Source organism: Pseudomonas sp. BIGb0164 (assembly GCF_024810135.1).
In the GTDB taxonomy this organism is placed as follows: Bacteria; Pseudomonadota; Gammaproteobacteria; order Pseudomonadales; family Pseudomonadaceae; genus Aquipseudomonas.
The window spans coordinates 248015-264274 of record NZ_JANUEA010000008.1; the positions used below are offsets into that span (position 1 = coordinate 248015).

At 61.6% G+C, this 16260-nt stretch carries 12 protein-coding genes and 2 pseudogenes; 2 read left to right on the forward strand and 12 right to left on the reverse strand.

Features of this window, described 5'->3' with window-relative positions; genetic code table 11:
* Nucleotides 1-4: 4 nt before the first annotated feature.
* The 7 genes from M2394_RS21835 to M2394_RS21865 form a co-directional block, all read right to left on the reverse strand.
* Nucleotides 5-2413 (reverse strand): glucose/quinate/shikimate family membrane-bound PQQ-dependent dehydrogenase, encoded by a 2409-nt coding sequence (locus M2394_RS21835; RefSeq protein WP_259174538.1) that lies wholly within the window; start codon nucleotides 2411-2413, stop codon nucleotides 5-7.
* A gap of 200 nt (nucleotides 2414-2613) precedes the next feature.
* Complete coding sequence (locus M2394_RS21840; RefSeq protein WP_259174539.1) at nucleotides 2614-3375, reverse strand: NAD-dependent deacylase; 762 nt, start codon at nucleotides 3373-3375, stop codon at nucleotides 2614-2616.
* A gap of 22 nt (nucleotides 3376-3397) precedes the next feature.
* On the reverse strand, nucleotides 3398-3883 hold the full coding sequence (locus M2394_RS21845) for a hypothetical protein (RefSeq protein WP_259174540.1): 486 nt from the start codon (nucleotides 3881-3883) through the stop codon (nucleotides 3398-3400).
* Nucleotides 3870-4298 carry a DUF1810 domain-containing protein gene (locus M2394_RS21850; protein ID WP_259174541.1) on the reverse strand — a complete coding sequence of 143 codons (429 nt, stop codon included), beginning with the start codon at nucleotides 4296-4298 and terminating at the stop codon, nucleotides 3870-3872. Before M2394_RS21850 ends, M2394_RS21845 begins: the two co-directional genes overlap by 14 nt.
* Before the next feature lie 24 nt (nucleotides 4299-4322).
* Nucleotides 4323-5777, reverse strand: a complete 1455-nt coding sequence (locus M2394_RS21855; protein ID WP_259174542.1) for a toxin-antitoxin system YwqK family antitoxin — start codon at nucleotides 5775-5777, stop codon at nucleotides 4323-4325.
* Between the two features lie 210 nt (nucleotides 5778-5987).
* Nucleotides 5988-6884, reverse strand: a complete 897-nt coding sequence (locus M2394_RS21860) for a proline iminopeptidase-family hydrolase (RefSeq protein WP_259174543.1) — start codon at nucleotides 6882-6884, stop codon at nucleotides 5988-5990.
* 81 nt (nucleotides 6885-6965) lie between these two features.
* Complete coding sequence (locus M2394_RS21865; RefSeq protein WP_259174544.1) at nucleotides 6966-7724, reverse strand: autoinducer binding domain-containing protein; 759 nt, start codon at nucleotides 7722-7724, stop codon at nucleotides 6966-6968.
* A gap of 138 nt (nucleotides 7725-7862) precedes the next feature.
* Here M2394_RS21865 and M2394_RS21870 point away from each other — a divergent pair, with 138 nt between their 5' ends.
* Nucleotides 7863-9233, forward strand: a complete 1371-nt coding sequence (locus M2394_RS21870; protein ID WP_259174545.1) for an APC family permease — start codon at nucleotides 7863-7865, stop codon at nucleotides 9231-9233.
* A 54-nt stretch (nucleotides 9234-9287) separates the two neighbouring features.
* Here the strand turns inward: M2394_RS21870 and M2394_RS30535 are convergent.
* From M2394_RS30535 to M2394_RS21885, 4 genes and pseudogenes are all read right to left on the reverse strand, one after another.
* A pseudogene (locus M2394_RS30535) lies at nucleotides 9288-9830 on the reverse strand (methyl-accepting chemotaxis protein); the annotation flags it as partial.
* 321 nt (nucleotides 9831-10151) lie between these two features.
* A pseudogene (locus M2394_RS30540) lies at nucleotides 10152-11231 on the reverse strand (cache domain-containing protein); the annotation flags it as partial.
* Nucleotides 11232-11375: 144 nt separating this feature from the next.
* The gene (locus tag M2394_RS21880) at nucleotides 11376-12266 is read right to left on the reverse strand and encodes a bestrophin family protein (protein ID WP_178919649.1); all 891 of its coding nucleotides are present in this window, start codon (nucleotides 12264-12266) and stop codon (nucleotides 11376-11378) included.
* 83 nt (nucleotides 12267-12349) lie between these two features.
* Nucleotides 12350-13039 carry an SOS response-associated peptidase family protein gene (locus M2394_RS21885; protein WP_259174547.1) on the reverse strand — a complete coding sequence of 230 codons (690 nt, stop codon included), beginning with the start codon at nucleotides 13037-13039 and terminating at the stop codon, nucleotides 12350-12352.
* A 176-nt stretch (nucleotides 13040-13215) separates the two neighbouring features.
* Between M2394_RS21885 and M2394_RS21890 the strand changes: the two genes are divergently transcribed.
* On the forward strand, nucleotides 13216-15333 hold the full coding sequence (locus M2394_RS21890) for a TonB-dependent siderophore receptor (RefSeq protein ID WP_259174548.1): 2118 nt from the start codon (nucleotides 13216-13218) through the stop codon (nucleotides 15331-15333).
* 171 nt (nucleotides 15334-15504) lie between these two features.
* Here M2394_RS21890 and M2394_RS21895 read toward each other — a convergent pair whose 3' ends face one another.
* On the reverse strand, nucleotides 15505-16227 hold the full coding sequence (locus M2394_RS21895; RefSeq protein WP_178919651.1) for a FadR/GntR family transcriptional regulator: 723 nt from the start codon (nucleotides 16225-16227) through the stop codon (nucleotides 15505-15507).
* Nucleotides 16228-16260: the final 33 nt, after the last annotated feature.

Here is a 16260-nt window from a genome sequence, read left to right on the forward strand (position 1 = left end):
GGGGTTATGGCAAGGCGTAGGCGATCACATAGTCGCCACGGTCCGTGGATTGGCGTGCGCCGCCAGCGGTGATGACGATGTACTGCTTGCCGGTTTTCGGCGACACGTAGGTCATCGGACCGCCTTGGCTACCGACGGGCAGGCGGGCTTTCCAGACTTCGTCACCGTTGCCGCTGTTGAAGGCGCGCAGGTAGAAGTCCTGGGTTCCGGCGATGAAGATCAGGCCGCCCTGGGTGGACAGGGTGCCGCCGAGGGTCGGCAGGCCGATCTTGATCGGCAGGTGCATGCGGATGCCCAGGGGGCCGGTGTCTTCAACGGTGCCCACCGGCACTTGCCAGGCGATCTTCTGGGTCTTCATGTCGATGGCGGTCAGGGTGCCGAACGGCGGTGCCTGGCACGGAATGCCGGCCACCGACAGGAAGCGGTTCTTGTTCACCGCATACGGCGTGCCCTTGAGCGGCACGGCGCCCATGCCGGTGTTCAGCGCTTCGCCCCCGGAGGCGGCCTGGGCTTTGTTTTGCGACGGTACCATCTGGATCCACAGGCCCAGGCGCATGTCGTTGACGAAGATAAAGCCATGCACCGGGTCGGTGGAGAGGCTGCCCCAGTTCATGCCGCCCAGGGAGCCCGGGAAACTCAGGGATTTGTCGGTGCCCGGCGCGGTGTACAGGCCGTCATAGCGCATGCCCTTGAAGTCGATGCGGCACAGCAACTGGTCGTACGGCGTGGCGCCCCACATGTCCGATTCGGTCAGGGTTTGCGCGCCGATCTGCGGCATGCCAACCGATTTTGGCTGAGTGGGCGAGTAGGGCTCGTTGGGGATGTTGGCGGCCTTGACCGGCACTTCACGCACGTCGGTCAACGGCTTGCCGGTGGCACGGTCGAGCACGTAGATCTGGCCGGCTTTGGTGCCGATCACCACCGCGGGTACCGCCTTGTCGCTACCCGGTGGGGTGAAGTCGATCAGGCTGGGTTGCATCGGCAGGTCGAAGTCCCACAGGTCGTTGTGGACGGTCTGGTACACCCACTTTTCAGCACCGGTGGAGGCGTCCAGCGCCAACACGGACGCGCCGTATTTGTGGTTGAGCTGGGTACGTTCCACGCCATAGATGTCGGTGGACGAACTGCCCATCGGCAGGAAGACCGTGTTCATCAGCGGGTCATAGGACATCGGCGCCCAGCTGTTCGGGGTGCTGCGCACGTAGGTGCTGCCGGCGGCCGGGGCTTGCTTGTCTTCGGGGTTGCCCGGGTCGAAGGCCCAGCGCATCTGGCCGGTGATCACGTCAAAGCCACGAATCACGCCGCCGGGCATGTCGGTTTGCACGTTGTCCGCCACACGGCCGCCGACTACTACGGTGGTGCCGGCCATCAGCGGGGCGGAGGACAGTTGGTAGTAGCTGTCGGGGACATTGCCCAGGCCGGCTTTCAGGTCCACTTGGCCGTGGTTGCCGAAGTCTTCGCAGAACTTGCCGGTGTCAGCGTCGACCGCGATCAGGCGCGCATCGATGGTGTTGGTCAGCAAACGACGCTGGCACTGCGCACCGGCTGGCACGCTGGCGGCGATGATCGGCGAGCTGTTGGGCTGGGTGGGCGCGGCAATCGGCGCGGTGGCGTCGAAGTAAGCCATGCCACGGCAACGCTGCCACACCGCCGACTTGGCGTTGACCTCGTTCTTCCACAGCTCTTTGCCGGTGTCGGCGTCGAGGGCGATCAGGTTGTTGTGCGGGGTGCAGATGAACACCTTGTTGCCGATCTGCAGCGGGGTGAGCTGGTCTTCGGCGCCGTTGCCGTCGCTGATGGCCACGTCACCGGTGTGGTAGGTCCACGCCACTTTGAGCTTGTTGACGGTGTCGCGGTTGATCTGGTCCAGCGCGGCGAAGCGGCTGCCACCTTCGGTATTGCCGTAGTGGGCCCAGTCTTTCTGTGCGTCGGCCGGGGCCACGGGCGTTACGCCCGGGCCTGCGCCGGTGGGTGCGACGCTGGGGTGCGCGACGAACATATTGCCCGCCGCGACAGCCACGCTAACCGCCAGCACGGCGGCAACGCCATAGGCGCCGCGTGCCGGCTTGCCCGCGAGCAGCGGGTAAACCAGCGCTACCACCAGGCCAATCACGCTGAACATGAACAGGCGCGAAAACAGCGGCCAGAACACCAGGCCCACATCCGCCACCGCCCAAACGGCGGTGCCCACCAGGAACGTCGCAAACAGCCACGCCCCAGCAGGCTTGCGCCGGGCAATCAGCACGCCGGAAATCGCCATGGCCAGGCCGCCGACCAGGAAGTACCAGGAGCCGCCGAGGCTGACCAGCCTGGCGCCGCCAACGGCAAGCGCCACGCCGAGCAGGGCGATAACGACGCCCAGGCCCAGCAGGATAAATCTAGAGACGCCAGCGGCGCGCGATGCTCGTTTCATATCGATAAATGCTCGAAGGTGAGAGGGCAAAGACGCGATTTTAGCAAGATAAGTAACTGGTTAGTACATTTAGCTCCGCAATAGACTATTACAGGTAATGCGATGATGCGGTGTGGCCAAATGTCGCCTGGGGTGCGATGCGGCTTTTTTTGCCTGCATCGCACGGTTGGGACGGTGAGCGACAACGCAACTTGATTTTTTCAGGCGCTGAGCAAGGCTTGCGCAAGTTTGGGAAGCCAGTGGGTCGCTGGACCTATCAAGGTGTTTCCAGGTGCTGTCGAATCGGCTTCGAGATTGATATGCACAACCCAAGCTCCGTTTTCTGCGGCTATTGTTGGGAGGTACACGGCCGGAGCTACGCTCCCAGAGGTCCCAATAGATAGCATGACGTCGCAGTCAAACGCTGCAATACGGGCGCGTTTCATCTCGTTTTCAGGCATTCGCTCGCCAAACCAGACGACATTGGGCCGTATCAGGCCTTCGCAGTGTTGGCAGCGCGGCGGTTCCAAGGGGCCGGCGTCCGGATCGACGACGATGGGGAGGGTGTCGAGGTAGGGTTGGCTGCAGGTAAAGCAGCGCGCGGTGGCCAGGTGCCCATGAAGATGGATCGGGTCCTGAGAGCCTGCTCGCTCATGCAGATCGTCCACGTTCTGCGTGATGAGGGTCATGTGAGGTAGGCATTGCGCCATCGCTGCTACCGCCCTGTGCGCCGTATTGGGTTGCGCATTTGCGACTTGCATTCGTCGCCACGTATACCAGCCCCAAACCAGTGAGGGGTTACGCTTGAACGCTTCGGCCGTGGCCAGTTCGCCGCTTTTGTAACGAGACCAGAGGCCAGTCGAGGGGGCGCGGAAAGTGGCAATGCCACTTTCGGCAGAAATGCCAGCACCGGTAGAAATAACGACATGTTGGGCCGTTTTCAGGTATTCGACCGTCTGGTTGAAAAGGTAATCAGCATCCATCGTCTCACCTTAAAAAATGTATTCAGCTGCGGGCACACTGATCGCGTAGCCAGTCGAAGTTGCTCCAGTATTTACGGTCACCGCCGGCGATGATGCGTTTTTTCTCGATGAAAGGGGAAAGCACTCTGTGGCAGTGGATGATGCTGGGAGCCCAGTTTTCGATGATGACGTGCTTGTTCTTGATCAGATCCACGCGCAACAGTGCCGCTACCACATCGTAATTTGCGCAGGCCAGCGCCGCATGCCGGTTTTGTTGCTCATCCCATGCGTCATGATGCAGCTCGGACAACTTTGCGCGGACTGTTTCCCGCGCTTCCCGTGCTTCGTTGGTTTGCAGGAACTCAACAATCGAAATAATGCTCTGTGCTTCGGAGGCGAGCTGTGTGGCCTTAAGTTGTGAAGTCAGGATCGTGATCTGGCGCAACACCAGCACCACGGACACTAAAGCGAGCACCGCCAGGAATACCTGGATCACGGAGGCCAGCAGGTTGTAGTCATTCGTTTCCATTGTCTTTCTCGCTCAGTATCTCAAGTGTTTTTTTATCGGCACCGCATAGGTTGTCCCGTGCTTGCGCATACACGGATCCATCGCCGGCTACCGCGGCGAACAGTGTCATACAAGAGGCAAACTTCAACGCATCGATTTCGCCGAGTAAGTCCTCCAAGGGCACCTTTGCATCAATGACTGCTTGTGTTGTCAGCCCAAGGCGTGGGCCCAACAGTGAATGTTGCAGATAGTTTCGTGCTTCCTGCACGTCTTTAATGCCGTAGTAAGTGGCCTTCTCACTGAAGCCGAGGCCGCGTAGCTGGGGGAAGATAAACCACATCCAATGCCCGTCTTTCTGACCGCGCTTGAGCTCGTCCAAGGCGAGCTCATAGTGTGAAGCTTGAGCCTGTACAAAACGTTCCAGGGATTGAGTCATCAGGTATTCCTCCGTAAGAGACGTCTACAGGCAGCCCTGCTCGAATTCTTCGAGCATGTCAGAGCGGATCAGCGCATCAGGATCTTCGGCATGCACTGCGTCGACCTGGCGCTGTACGCAGCTTTCGCGGTCGCCACTGTTCCTTTGGGGGCTTGCCGCGACCTGTTCCGGGGGGGGATTGATATTTATGGCTTGACCAGGCGCAGGGATATCGACCAGTTGTTCATAGCGCGATACAAAGCCAGTTCCCACGTAGGCGCTGGGTTTGTTGAAGTCACGTTCGGCGCTTATCGGGTTGGCCCATTGCTGAAAACCACCGAGCACGCCCATTTTCCCTGGGTGCTGTTGTTGCAGGTCGGGTGCAAGGGTAATGAGTACCTGGCTGGCGTCGCCTGCATTCCAGACAATGATCGCCTGCAAATCGCCTTTGTCACTGAACAACCGCTCCTGACCCTGCTTGACCACGATCTGTTGCTGATCATAGTTGTCGCGTCCGATCCCTTGGAACTGGCTTTCCTGACGGTCACCGACCCACACCGTCGCGACCGCGCTGACTAGCTTGCCTTTGTTCCATTGCAGTTCGCGAATCAGATGGCCCTTGTCGTCCCAGTATTGTTCGATCCCATCATTGTTCAAATCGCTGGCGATGAACTCGTTGACATCATCCTTGAGCGCCACGCGGCTAACGTGATGCATGTGTTTGCCGTCGTAGCTGTATTCGTCAACGATGCGCGTACGCAGCTTACCGTGTTCAAACACGCTTGATTCAGTCACGTTGCCGCGGGCATCGATACTGCGCTGAATACCGTGTTGCAGCCCGTTCTCGTAGTTTTCCTCGCGCGAAACATAGAACCGATTACCGTCCAGGCCGTAATCCTTCTGGGGGCCGTGTTGCTTCCCGTTGAGGTAAGTGTGGTGCTGGGTGCCACGGTTGTCGAAACCGCTGCGCAGGCCGTTGTCCCATTGCAAATCTGCGATCAGCGCATTCCCTTCATTGTCCCAGGCGCGTTCATTGCCATTCTTCTTGCCGGCGGCGTAGTGCACTTCGAGGACGCGCTCACCATTCTGCGGGTTGAACTGTTCGACAATGCCGTCCTGAAGGCCGTTTTTCCAGTGGGCAACCAGGGTCTTCTTGCCGGTCTTGGCGTCGAACTTTTCTTCTTTGCCGTCGCGTTTACCCGCCTTGAATTCGCCTGAAGCCAAAAGGTTACCGGCGTTATCCGAACAATGGATTTCCCCGTCGGGCAAGCCTTTTTTAATATCGACGGTGCACGTGCCGACGTTGAACAAACCGAGTACAGACATCGGGTAATTGAGGATGCGTCCGGTGAATGGGTCGTCAGCGTGGATTTTGTAGAGTAACCCTTGGATTTCCCGTGTCTGTCGGGAATCAATTTCTTCGGTAAAGCAGCCGGTGAGGCTGAGGGACGCCAGGCTTATTGCGCCCACGGCGAAGCAGCTACGAACGTTGAACGACACCAGAATCTCCCTATTCACGGTACGGCAACAGCCGATCAGGAAAGCGTGAAAAGGGTTTAGTGTAATGCAAATCGGATGATTGATTCCAATTTGATATCATTCTTCGTCAAGGGCTACCGAAGGCGACTGCCCTTGATTTTTTTCGTCGAAGTTTAATCAGCGACATGCTGATACCAGAAGCTCACTAATCTGCTACATGAGCTGACGTCATCACGTTTCTAGCTGGGGTTGTTCCAGAAACGCCGCCACACACGCCATGCACGCCTCGCGCTCTTCCACGTGGGGCATATGACTGGACTGTTCGAAGATCTGCCAGCGCACATCGGCGATGCCGTCGGCAAACGGCTGCACGGTCGCCGGGGTGGCTTCGTCGTAGCGCCCGGAAATCAGCAGCGTCGGCACCTGGATGCGCGACAGCCGATCGATGATGCTCCAGTGGCGCATGCTGCCGATCACGTGGAACTCGGTGGGACCATTCATGGCGTGGTACACGGTGGGGTCGTCGTCGATGGCCGCGTAGGTGCGCGCCACATCGTCGGGTACCGGGTCGAGGCGGCACACATGGCGTGCGTAAAACACGTCCGAGGCGGCGCGGTATTCGGCGCTGTCGGTGGTGCCGGCGTTTTCATGCTGCAGCAGGGTGGCCTGCACCTCCGCCGGCAGTGCCTGGCGCAGCTCGTGGGCGGCTTCGCACCACAGGTCCATGGACGCCGGCGAGTTGGCGATGATCAAGGCTTTAAGGCCGGCCGGTTGGCGCACCGCGTGTTCGGCCCCGAGCATGCCGCCCCAGGACTGGCCCAGCAGGGCGTAGTCGCGGATGCCCAGGTGGGCGACCAGGTTGTTCAGTTCGGCGAGAAACAGCTCCACGGTCCAGAAATCGCTGGCGGCGTCACGCAGGTGGGTCGAACGGCCATTGCCGAGTTGGTCGTAATGCACCACGGCGCGGCCGGTGCTGGCCAGGTCTTTGAAGCTGTCGACGTAATCATGGGTGCAGCCGGGGCCGCCGTGGGCGACGATCAAGGGCAGGCGCCCTGAATTCAAGTCGCCGGTGACCCGGAACCACGTCCGATGGCCACGGAAATCGGCATAACCTTCGCGAACCTGCATGTTGTGTACCTCCTTGGGGATCAATGAGGTACAGGCTAGTCAAAAGTGCGCGGCAAGGGCACTGGCAAAAATGCTAGGTTCTCAGACTTCCACCAACCGGTAATGCAGGCCGCGCACCACGGCTTCGACGCGATTGCGTGCGCCCAGTTTGCGCGCCGCGCCGATCAAGTGCAGGTTGACCGTGGCTTCGGAACGGTGGAGCGTGGCGGCAATGCCCTTGGCCGTGAGCCCCTTGGCCGAATGCTGCAGGCACTCGCGCTCGCGGCGGGTGAGGTGGATGTGGCTGCAGCAGCGCTCGGCCGGCGCCAGCAGCTCGCTGGCCCGGGCCTGGAAGGCGTGGGCCAGTACCAGCATCTCGCCAAGGTTGTGCTGGGCTTGTCGCTCGGCATCGGCGGGCGTGCCGTCGACAATCGCGGTGAGGGTGGCGAAGCCGCCGTCGGGCAGGTGCAACGGCACGGTCAGCCCGGTGCTCAGGCCGTAGTCGCGAATATAGTGGGCCACCGGGCGGTGGGCGTCGGTGAGGGTGCCGCTCCAGGGCGCGTCGGTGCTGAAGGACCAGGCAAACGGCGTGGTACGGCGTGCCGCGCATTGCTGCACGGGATCGATCTGGTAGTAACCGCGCTCGCACCACAGCGCGTGCATGTCGCTCGGCGCATCCAGGGTCTTGAACACCGACGGTGTGATCAGCGCGCCCTCATGGCTGACGGGTACGGGCGCGTAGTCGTAGATCAGCGTCTTGAAACCCAGTTGCTGGGTGGCGGCCTGAACCTCGGCCAGGCACGCGTCCAGCGTCGTGGTGTGGGCGAGGTGTTCGCTGAATCTAATCAGGTCGGTGTGCATGGCGCCTCCGGGCGTTGGGCTGCGCAGGTTTGCAAGCAAACACTCTGCCAAGGCCAAAACCTAGTAGTTTTCAGGATAGAGCGCGGGCTTGCGTCGCCCTAGAGTGAGCTTTGTGTTCAACCCTTGCGGAGCGCCATCATGATCGACTCTTCCACCCCCGGTGACAGCGCGGACCTCGCGCGTTTCGGATATACCCAACAACTCAAGCGCCAGCTGAGCCTCGGCGACCTGCTGATCTACGGCATGGTGTTCATGGTGCCGCTGGCGCCATTCTCGATCTTTGGCGGGGTGTTCGACGCCAGCCACGGCATGGTCCCGCTGACCTACCTGATCGGGTTTGTCGCGATGCTGTTCACCGCCATCAGCTACCAGCAGATGTCCCATGCGTTCCCGGTGGCAGGCTCGGTGTATGCCTATGTGGGGCGCGGGCTGAGCAGCCAGTTGGGGTTCCTGGCGGGCTGGGCGATCCTGCTCGATTACCTGTTGGTGCCGACCTTGCTGTATGTGATCGGCGCCAATGCCATGGCCAACGTGATCCCTTCGGTGCCCCAGCCGTTGTGGATCGTGTTTTTCGTGGTACTCAATACGCTGGTCAACCTGCGCGGTATCCAGACCACGGCCCGTGCCAATCGCTTGTTCCTCTATGGGCAACTGGTGGTGCTGGTGGTGTTTGTGGTGCTGGCGAGTATCGCGATCAGCAACGGCGTGAATGGCGCCAGCTGGACGATGAAGCCGTTGTACAACCCGGCCGAGTTTTCCTTGCAGCTGATCTTCAGTGCGCTGTCGGTGGCGGTGCTGTCGTTCCTGGGCTTTGATGCGATTTCCACCTTGTCGGAGGAAACCCGTGGCGGCAGCCGCGCCGTCGGGCGTGCAACCCTGTGGGCGCTGGCCTTGGTAGCGGCGCTGTTCATGGTGCAGACCTGGCTGGCGGCGCTGTTGCAGCCCAACCTGGTGCAGTACCCGGATGCCGATGCGTCGAACAACGCATTCTACGAAATCGGCCGCCTGGTGGCCGGGCCCTGGTTGCAGGTGGTGATCGCCCTGGCCGTGGCCATCGGCGCGGCCATTGCCAACTCGTTGGTGGCCCAGGCGGCGACTTCACGGCTGTTGTTCGCCATGGCCCGGGACCGCCAGTTGCCGCAGTTTCTCAGCCAGGTGCACCCGGTCACCGGCGTGCCGCAACGCGCCACGTTGCTGGTGGCGGGCTTGAGCCTGGTGCTGGGGCTGTTCTTTGTGGGGCAGATCAACCTGCTGGCGTCCATGTGCAACTTTGGTGCGCTGACCGCATTCCTGCTGCTTCATGTGGCCGTGGCCTGGCACTACCGTGGCGCCGGTCGCCGGGTGGTGCATGGGCTGGTGCCGCTGATCGGCTTTGTGATCATCAGCTACGTGCTGGTCAATTCCGATATCTACGCCAAGGTTGGCGGGACGTGCTGGATCGCGCTGGGCATTGCCGTGCTGGCTTTCTTCAAGGCCACTGGCCGTTCCACCGAGCTGCAAGTGGGTTGAAATCATGAGCCCTTGCCGGCGGTGGCGTCCGCAAGGTCGCCACCGCCCGCCAGGTCAGAACTTGAAGCGGCCCACCAACCCCTTGAGCTGACCGGAAATATCCGTCAACCGCCCGGAACCGGTCTGCGCCGAATGGGCAAAGCCTTCGACCAACTGCGCATCGGCGTGAATCTGCGCGATGTGCCGGTTGATCTCCTCGGCCACCTGGTGCTGCTCTTCGGCGGCGGTGGCGATCTGGGTGTTCTGGTCGCGGATCGAATCCACCGACCCGCGGATCTTGTCGAAACTGTCGCGGGCCTGTTGGATGCGTTCCACGCTGGTGTGGGACACCAACAGGCTGCCCTGCATCTGCTGGGTGACTTCCTGGGTGCGGCGGGCGAGGTTGCCCAGCAGGCTGTCGATCTCGCCGGTGGAGTCGGCGGTACGGCGGGCGAGGGCGCGCACTTCGTCGGCCACCACCGCAAAACCTCGGCCCTGATCACCGGCGCGGGCTGCCTCGATGGCCGCGTTGAGCGCCAGCAGGTTGGTCTGTTCGGCAATCGAGCGGATGGTGTCGAGGATGGTGTTGATGTTTTTGCTGTCCTGCTCCAGCTGCTGCATGGTCTGGGTCGAACGCTGCAAGTCTTCACTCAGCTTGAGCACGCTGCCGGTGGCCTCGCCGATGTGCTGCTGGCCGTCATGCACGTCGCGGTAGCCTTCGTCGGCACTCGACGCGGCAGCGCTGCAGGAGCGGGCCACTTCGTTGGCGGTGGCGACCATTTCATTGAACGCGGTGCTCACCAGTTCCACGGCTTCACGCTGGCGCCCGGCCGCCTGGTTCATGTTGTGCGCCACTTCGCGGGTGTCGGCGGCGGCGGTCTGCAGGTCGGAGGACGCGTTGCCGATGCGCTGCACCAACTGGGCGATCATGCTCAGGAACTGGTTGAACCAGCCCGCCAGGCTGGCGGTTTCGTCCTTGCCCTCGACCTTGAGCTGGCGCGTCAGGTCACCTTCACCTTCGGCGATTTCTTGCAGGCCGTCGGCGACGCCGCGGATCGGGCGCACGATCACCCGGGCAAAACTGGCGCCGACAATCGCAAAGATCACCGCCAGCACCGCCGCGATGGCGGCGATCAACCAGGTGAGGCTCGCCGCCTGGGCCATGACTTCATCGCGCTTGATCAGGCCGATAAAGCGCCAGCCCAGGTCTTTGGAGCTGACCACGTTGGCCATGTAGGTCACGCCGTTGATGTCGATCTGGGTCACACCGTCGCCGCGTTTGGCCAGCTCGGCATAATTGGCGCCGAGGTCGGCCAGGGGCTTGAAGTTGTGCTTGGCATCGCTGGGGTCCACCAGCACGTTGCCGTTGGCTTCGACCAGCATCAGGTAGCCGCTGTCGCCGAGCTTGATGTTGCGCACCAGCTCAGTCAGTTGCTTGAGCGACACGTCCAGGCCGACCACGCCAAGGATATTGCCGCTGGCATCGGCCACGGTGTGCACGGTGCCGATCAGCGTCACGTCGTCCGGCGCCCAATAATAGGCGCCGGTGCGCACGGTCTTGCCCGGCGCGGCGATAGCCGCCTGGTACCAGGGGCGTACGCGCGGGTCGTAGTTGTTCAGTTTGGTGTCGTCGGGCCAACTGGCGTAGCCGCCGTCCTTCAAGCCCAGGGACAGGTAGGCAGTGCTCGGGTGGCTCTTGGCGAACTGGTCGAAAATCTCCAGCAGCGCCTTGTTGGTCGGGGTGAGGGGGATTTGCGCGGCGTCGGCGCCGGCGTAGCTCTTGAGGTCCTTGGCCGCGACAACGCGCGGGTCCTTGGCCACGTAGTCGACGTTTTGGCTGATGCCGTCGAAGAACTGCTTCATGCCATTGTCGATCTGGCGGATTTCTCGGCCGCTGCTGTCGAGGAAATTGGCCAGGGCCCCCTCGCGCAGGTTCAGCACAACCAACACAGCGACCAAAATAACCGGGACGCACGCGATGGCGGCAAACGCCCAGGTCAGCTTTTGCTTGATATTCATGACTTCACCCGCGGGTATTTATAATTTTGGCAAGGAGAAAACAGTAGCGTCGAGCGTCGCATGTGTTGTTTTGAGGGGATAGGGCCCATGCGTACCCCCTGTATATCGACTGCGGGAGTACGCACTTTAGGCCGTAAGGCGGGTTTAAACGATACGCTCGCCGCCCAGCGCATCACGCTGCATCGACTGCAGGTTTTTCTCGATGGTTTCGCAGATGGTTTCCATCTGGATCTGGTGTTCGCTGGAATGAAACGGGCTTTGCAGGTCGGTGCCGATGCGCTCAATGGCCAGCAACATGAAGCCCACCACCGTGGAGGCCAGCGGGGTGAACCAGCCCAGGGATTCCACCAGGCCCACCGGCACGATCAGGCAGAACAACGAAATGAACAGGCGCGGAAAGTACACGTAGGGGTAGGGCAGCGGCGTGTTGGCGATGCGCTCCATGCCGCCCTGGGCGTTGGACAAGTCCACCAGTGTCGATTCCAGCCGTGCCAGGCGGATGCTGTCCAAGTGGCCGGCCTTGTATTCCTTGGCGAGCAAGGCGGCAGAGCCGGTGAGGATGTCGTTGGCAAAGTTGTTGGTCGCGCCGCTGCGGGCGAACTCCTCTGGCGGAATAAACGCACGCACTTCGTCAGGGCACGGCTGGCCCTTGAGGTGGGCGGCCAGGCAGTTCACATAGGCTACATGGCGGCGCAGCAGGCTGGCCTTGACCGGGTTGGCCTCGCTGCCGGGGTCGTCCAGCAGGGTCAGCACCTGGCGTGCGAAGCTGCGCGAGTTGTTGACCATCGCCCCCCACAGCGTGCGTGCCTCCCACCAACGGTTGTAGGCGCTGCTGTTGCGAAAACTGATCAGCACCACCAGCGCCGAGCCCAGCAGGGTCAACGGCATCAACGGCAAGTTGATCTTGGCGTTGAGGAACAGCATGAAATCCACCGTCACGGCGATGTCCCACAACAACAGCCAGAACAGGGCCCAGCCCACGTAGCCCATGGTCTTGATGATCAGGCGGTACTTCTTGAGGATGGCGGCTTTCAAACGGGAACCTCGCGGCGGTTGGCAACAGTGCCTTAGCTCGGACGCAGGTTCATGCACAAAGGTTCGACGCCGCTGAATCGGTTCTACTGCCCGGCCGTCAAGGGTTCGATGATGTGCGGCCCCTCGTGGCGTGGGTTGCCCACCGCACAGTCGACCCTGAACCATTCAAAAGCGTCCGGGGGCTCGCCCTGCAGCAGCACCATTTGTTCGGCGCGGCCGCGCGTCGTCGCCGGGTCCAGCCATTCCCGTGCAAGCGTGGGGTTCAAAACCACGGGGCGGCGATCATGGATATCGACCATGCCGCCGGCGCTGTCGGCGGTGATGATCACAAACCCGTCGAGTTCGCCCGCGCCCTCATCGGCGTCGGGCAATTGGCCGATGGCCGCGCAGAGCACGGGCGCGCCATCGCGTCGGCGAACGAGATAGGGCTGTTTTTTCGGGCCGCCTTCGTCCACCCATTCAAACCAGTTGTCGACCGGGGCGATGGCGCGGTGTGGCCAGATCGCCCGGAAGAACGCGCCATTCGCGACTTTTTCGACACGGGCATTGATCGGCGGGGCGCGGTCCTTGGCCCAGTGCGGGCGCCAGCCCCAACGCACACGGTCGGCATGCAACACCGCTTGCTCCAGGTGCAACAGCGCCACCCCCGTCGAGGGCGCCACGTTGTAGCGCCCGAGCGGCTGCTCCCCCACGCTGTTGACCAGGGCATTGGGCATGCTCAACGCCGCCACGAAGTCATGGATACCGCGGTACTGCGACAGTCGTCCGCACATGGCCGCTTCCTCCGGCTGAACCCTGAGCGTAGACGCTGATACCCGCACACCGACAGAAAATTCAAACATGACAAATGAGAATAAATATCAATGGCTGGTATTTTGGTATACCCTGCGCGGCACAAAAAATGGCGGATATGCCACCCTCTCTGGCTCATTTACTCGGTTCTTCATCCATGCGTCGTACCCTGGTTTCCCTCTGTGTGCTTCAGGCGTTTTCCCCTTTCAGCTGGGCAGAAGTGGAGACGGTCGAAAAAAACAGCCTCGAACTGCAAGCCACCACGGTGACGGGTGCTGCGGCCTTTGAAACCGCACAAGGCCCGGTGCAGGGCTACCACGCCACGCGCTCGGCCAGTGCGACGCGCACCGATACCTCGATCCATGAAACGCCACAGTCCATCAGCGTGGTCTCCAAGGCTGTGGTTGAAGACATCGGCGCTACCCGCCTGCAAGACGCGCTGGACTACGCCGGTGGCGTTGGGCGTGCCAACAACTTCGGCGGGCAGGGCCTCACCACCTTCACCGTGCGTGGCTTCACCACGGGCGAGTTCTACCGCAACGGTTTTCCGATCAATCGCGGTTACCCGAACATGCCCGACGCCAACACCATCGAGCGCCTGGAAGTCCTGCGCGGCCCGGCGACCATGCTCTATGGCCGTGGCGATCCCGGCGGCACCTTCAACGTGGTGACCAAGCAACCGCTGGCCGAGCGCAGCGTGACCCTGGGCAGCCAATTGAACGACCAAGGCATGAAGCGCGGCACGCTGGATGCTTCCGGCCCGCTGGATGAAGAAGGTCGCCTGGCCTATCGCTTGAACGTGGTGGGCGAGGGCGGCGACACCTTCCGTGACCACGTCGAAACCGAACGCTATGGCGTGACGCCGGTCCTCAGCTGGCAAGCCACGGAGGACACCAAGGTGATCTTCGAGGGCGACTTCATGCGCAACAACCACCCGCTGGACCGTGGCCTGACGCGCTTTGCCAATCAAAAGGGCACCGCGTCACGCGATACGTTCTGGGGCGATAAAGACGTCGGCAAGCTGCACAACGACAACAACATGGCCCAGCTGCGTTTTGAGCACCTACTCAATGACAACTGGACCTTGGGCGGTGGTTTCCAGTGGCTGGACGGTACGTTGCAGGGCAACGCCATCGAGGCCAACAGCCTGGCGGCTGACGGGCACACGCTCAACCGCAACTTCAACTACCGCAAGCTGGAGTGGACCGACAAGGACACCCAGCTCAACCTCACCGGGCATTTCTCCGCCGGCGGGTTCGAGCACACCTTGCTCACCGGCGTCGAGTTTGAAGACTACGACTACAAGTCAATCATCCAGCGCTCGTCCGCCGCCTACACCAGCGATATTTTCAACCCGGTGTACGGCAAGCCGCGCCCGGCACTCACCAGCACGCCCACCCATGACAAGGAAAACCTCAAGACCTACGCAGCGTTCGTCCAGGATCAGGTGGCGCTCACTGAGCGCCTGAAAGTGCTGGCGGGGGCGCGCTTCGAGCGTTTCGAGCACCAGTACGAGACGTATGTGAAAGGCGGGCAAAGCTGGGAGGCCAGCGACAATGCGGTCACGCCCCGTGTCGGCGTGACCTACGACCTCACCGACAGCCTGGCGGTCTACGCCGACGCAGCACGCTCCTTCAAACCCAACACCGGCGCCAGCCGTGAGGGTGCCGGCTTTGAGCCAGAGAAGGGCAAGTCCTACGAAATGGGCATCAAGTGGGAGGGGTTCGACCAGCAACTGAGTGTTGACGCGGCGATCTACCAGATCGACAAGCAAAACGTGCTGACCACCGATCCGACGGATTCGAACTACAAGGTCGCAGCGGGCCAGGTACGCAGCCGTGGTTTTGACGTGAACGTCGCCGGCAACCTCACACCTGAGTGGCGTGTGATCGGCGGCTATGCCTACGTGGACGCCGAAGTCACCAAGGACAACAGCATTCGTGTCGGCTCGCACCTGGCCAACATCCCGCGCAACAGCTTCAGCCTGCTGAACGTCTACGAGTTTCAGGAGGGCGCGCTCAAAGGGCTCGGCCTGGGCGCGGGCGCCAAGTATGTCGATGAACGTGTCGGCCAGACCTCCAACACCCCGTTCTCGATGGACGCCTACACCGTGGTCGACGTGCTCGGCTACTACCAGGTCAACGAGAAGGTGCGGCTCAACCTGGACGTGAAGAACCTGTTCAACCGCGACTATGAAGAAGGTGCGTTCGGTAACTTCTACGCCTACCCAGGTGCGCCGCGTACCGTACAAGTCGGGATCGCCTACACCCTGTAATCAATAGCAGGATGGCAGGTGCACCGCATAATCCTTGTGGGAGCGGGCTTGCTCGCGGAAGCTGAGTGTCAGTCGCTGAATCTTTTGACTGTCACACCGTATTCGCGAGCAAGCCCGCTCCCACATTTGGATCGATTTACGCCTGATAGAGCTGGGTTGACAGCTCCCACGTTACAGCGGCGTCAGCACATTCATCACCGTATCCAGCGCCACCCGCGTGTCATCCAACTGCACCAGCGAGGCATGCCGAGCGCCCAAGGCATCACGGTTCTGGATCGCGGTGAGGATTGCCTTGTGCCGGGGCAGGCTCAGGCCCTGGATGTCGGGGCGGCGGTTGGTGATGTTGATCGACTCGCGCAACGGCAGCGACAGCATGTTGCACATATAGGCCAACAGGTCGTTGCGGGTGGCGTCGGCGATGGCGCGGTGGAAGTCCAGGTCGGCCTGCAACAGGTCCTCGTGGGTCTTGGCGGTTTCCATGCCCAGGTAGGCTTTTTCGATGGTGGCGATGTCTTCATCGGTGGCGGTGGTCGCGGCCATGGCGGCGATCTCCGGTTCGAGGATGCGGCGTACACCGGCCAGGGTATTGAAGAACTCGCTGTGGGGCGTGGACTGCATCAACCAGGACAACACGTCCGGGTCGAGCAAGTGCCATTTCAACCGTGGCCGCACCACCGCGCCCACCCGTGGCTTGGAATACACCAGGCCCTTGGCACTGAGCACCCGCGTAGCCTCACGCAACACCGAGCGGCTGACCTTGTACTCTTCGCAGAGCGTGGCCTCCATGGGCAAGCGTTCTTCTGGCTTGAAGCGACCGGAAACAATGTGCATGCCCAAGTCCTGAACGATCTGGGCATGCTGGCTCTTGCGCGGCTTGGACGGCTGGTGATCCATGACTACAGGGAGGCTCTGGCTTGAATTCGCCGC

Coding starts and splice junctions, on each gene's coding strand:
- M2394_RS21835 (WP_259174538.1), bottom strand. CDS start 2,413: ATGAAACGAGCATCGCGCGCCGCTGGCGTCTCTAGATTTATCCTGCTG.
- M2394_RS21840 (WP_259174539.1), bottom strand. CDS start 3,375: ATGGATGCTGATTACCTTTTCAACCAGACGGTCGAATACCTGAAAACG.
- M2394_RS21845 (WP_259174540.1), bottom strand. CDS start 3,883: ATGGAAACGAATGACTACAACCTGCTGGCCTCCGTGATCCAGGTATTC.
- M2394_RS21850 (WP_259174541.1), bottom strand. CDS start 4,298: ATGACTCAATCCCTGGAACGTTTTGTACAGGCTCAAGCTTCACACTAT.
- M2394_RS21860 (WP_259174543.1), bottom strand. CDS start 6,884: ATGCAGGTTCGCGAAGGTTATGCCGATTTCCGTGGCCATCGGACGTGG.
- M2394_RS21865 (WP_259174544.1), bottom strand. CDS start 7,724: ATGCACACCGACCTGATTAGATTCAGCGAACACCTCGCCCACACCACG.
- M2394_RS21870 (WP_259174545.1), top strand. CDS start 7,863: ATGATCGACTCTTCCACCCCCGGTGACAGCGCGGACCTCGCGCGTTTC.
- M2394_RS21885 (WP_259174547.1), bottom strand. CDS start 13,039: ATGTGCGGACGACTGTCGCAGTACCGCGGTATCCATGACTTCGTGGCG.
- M2394_RS21890 (WP_259174548.1), top strand. CDS start 13,216: ATGCGTCGTACCCTGGTTTCCCTCTGTGTGCTTCAGGCGTTTTCCCCT.
- M2394_RS21895 (WP_178919651.1), bottom strand. CDS start 16,227: ATGGATCACCAGCCGTCCAAGCCGCGCAAGAGCCAGCATGCCCAGATC.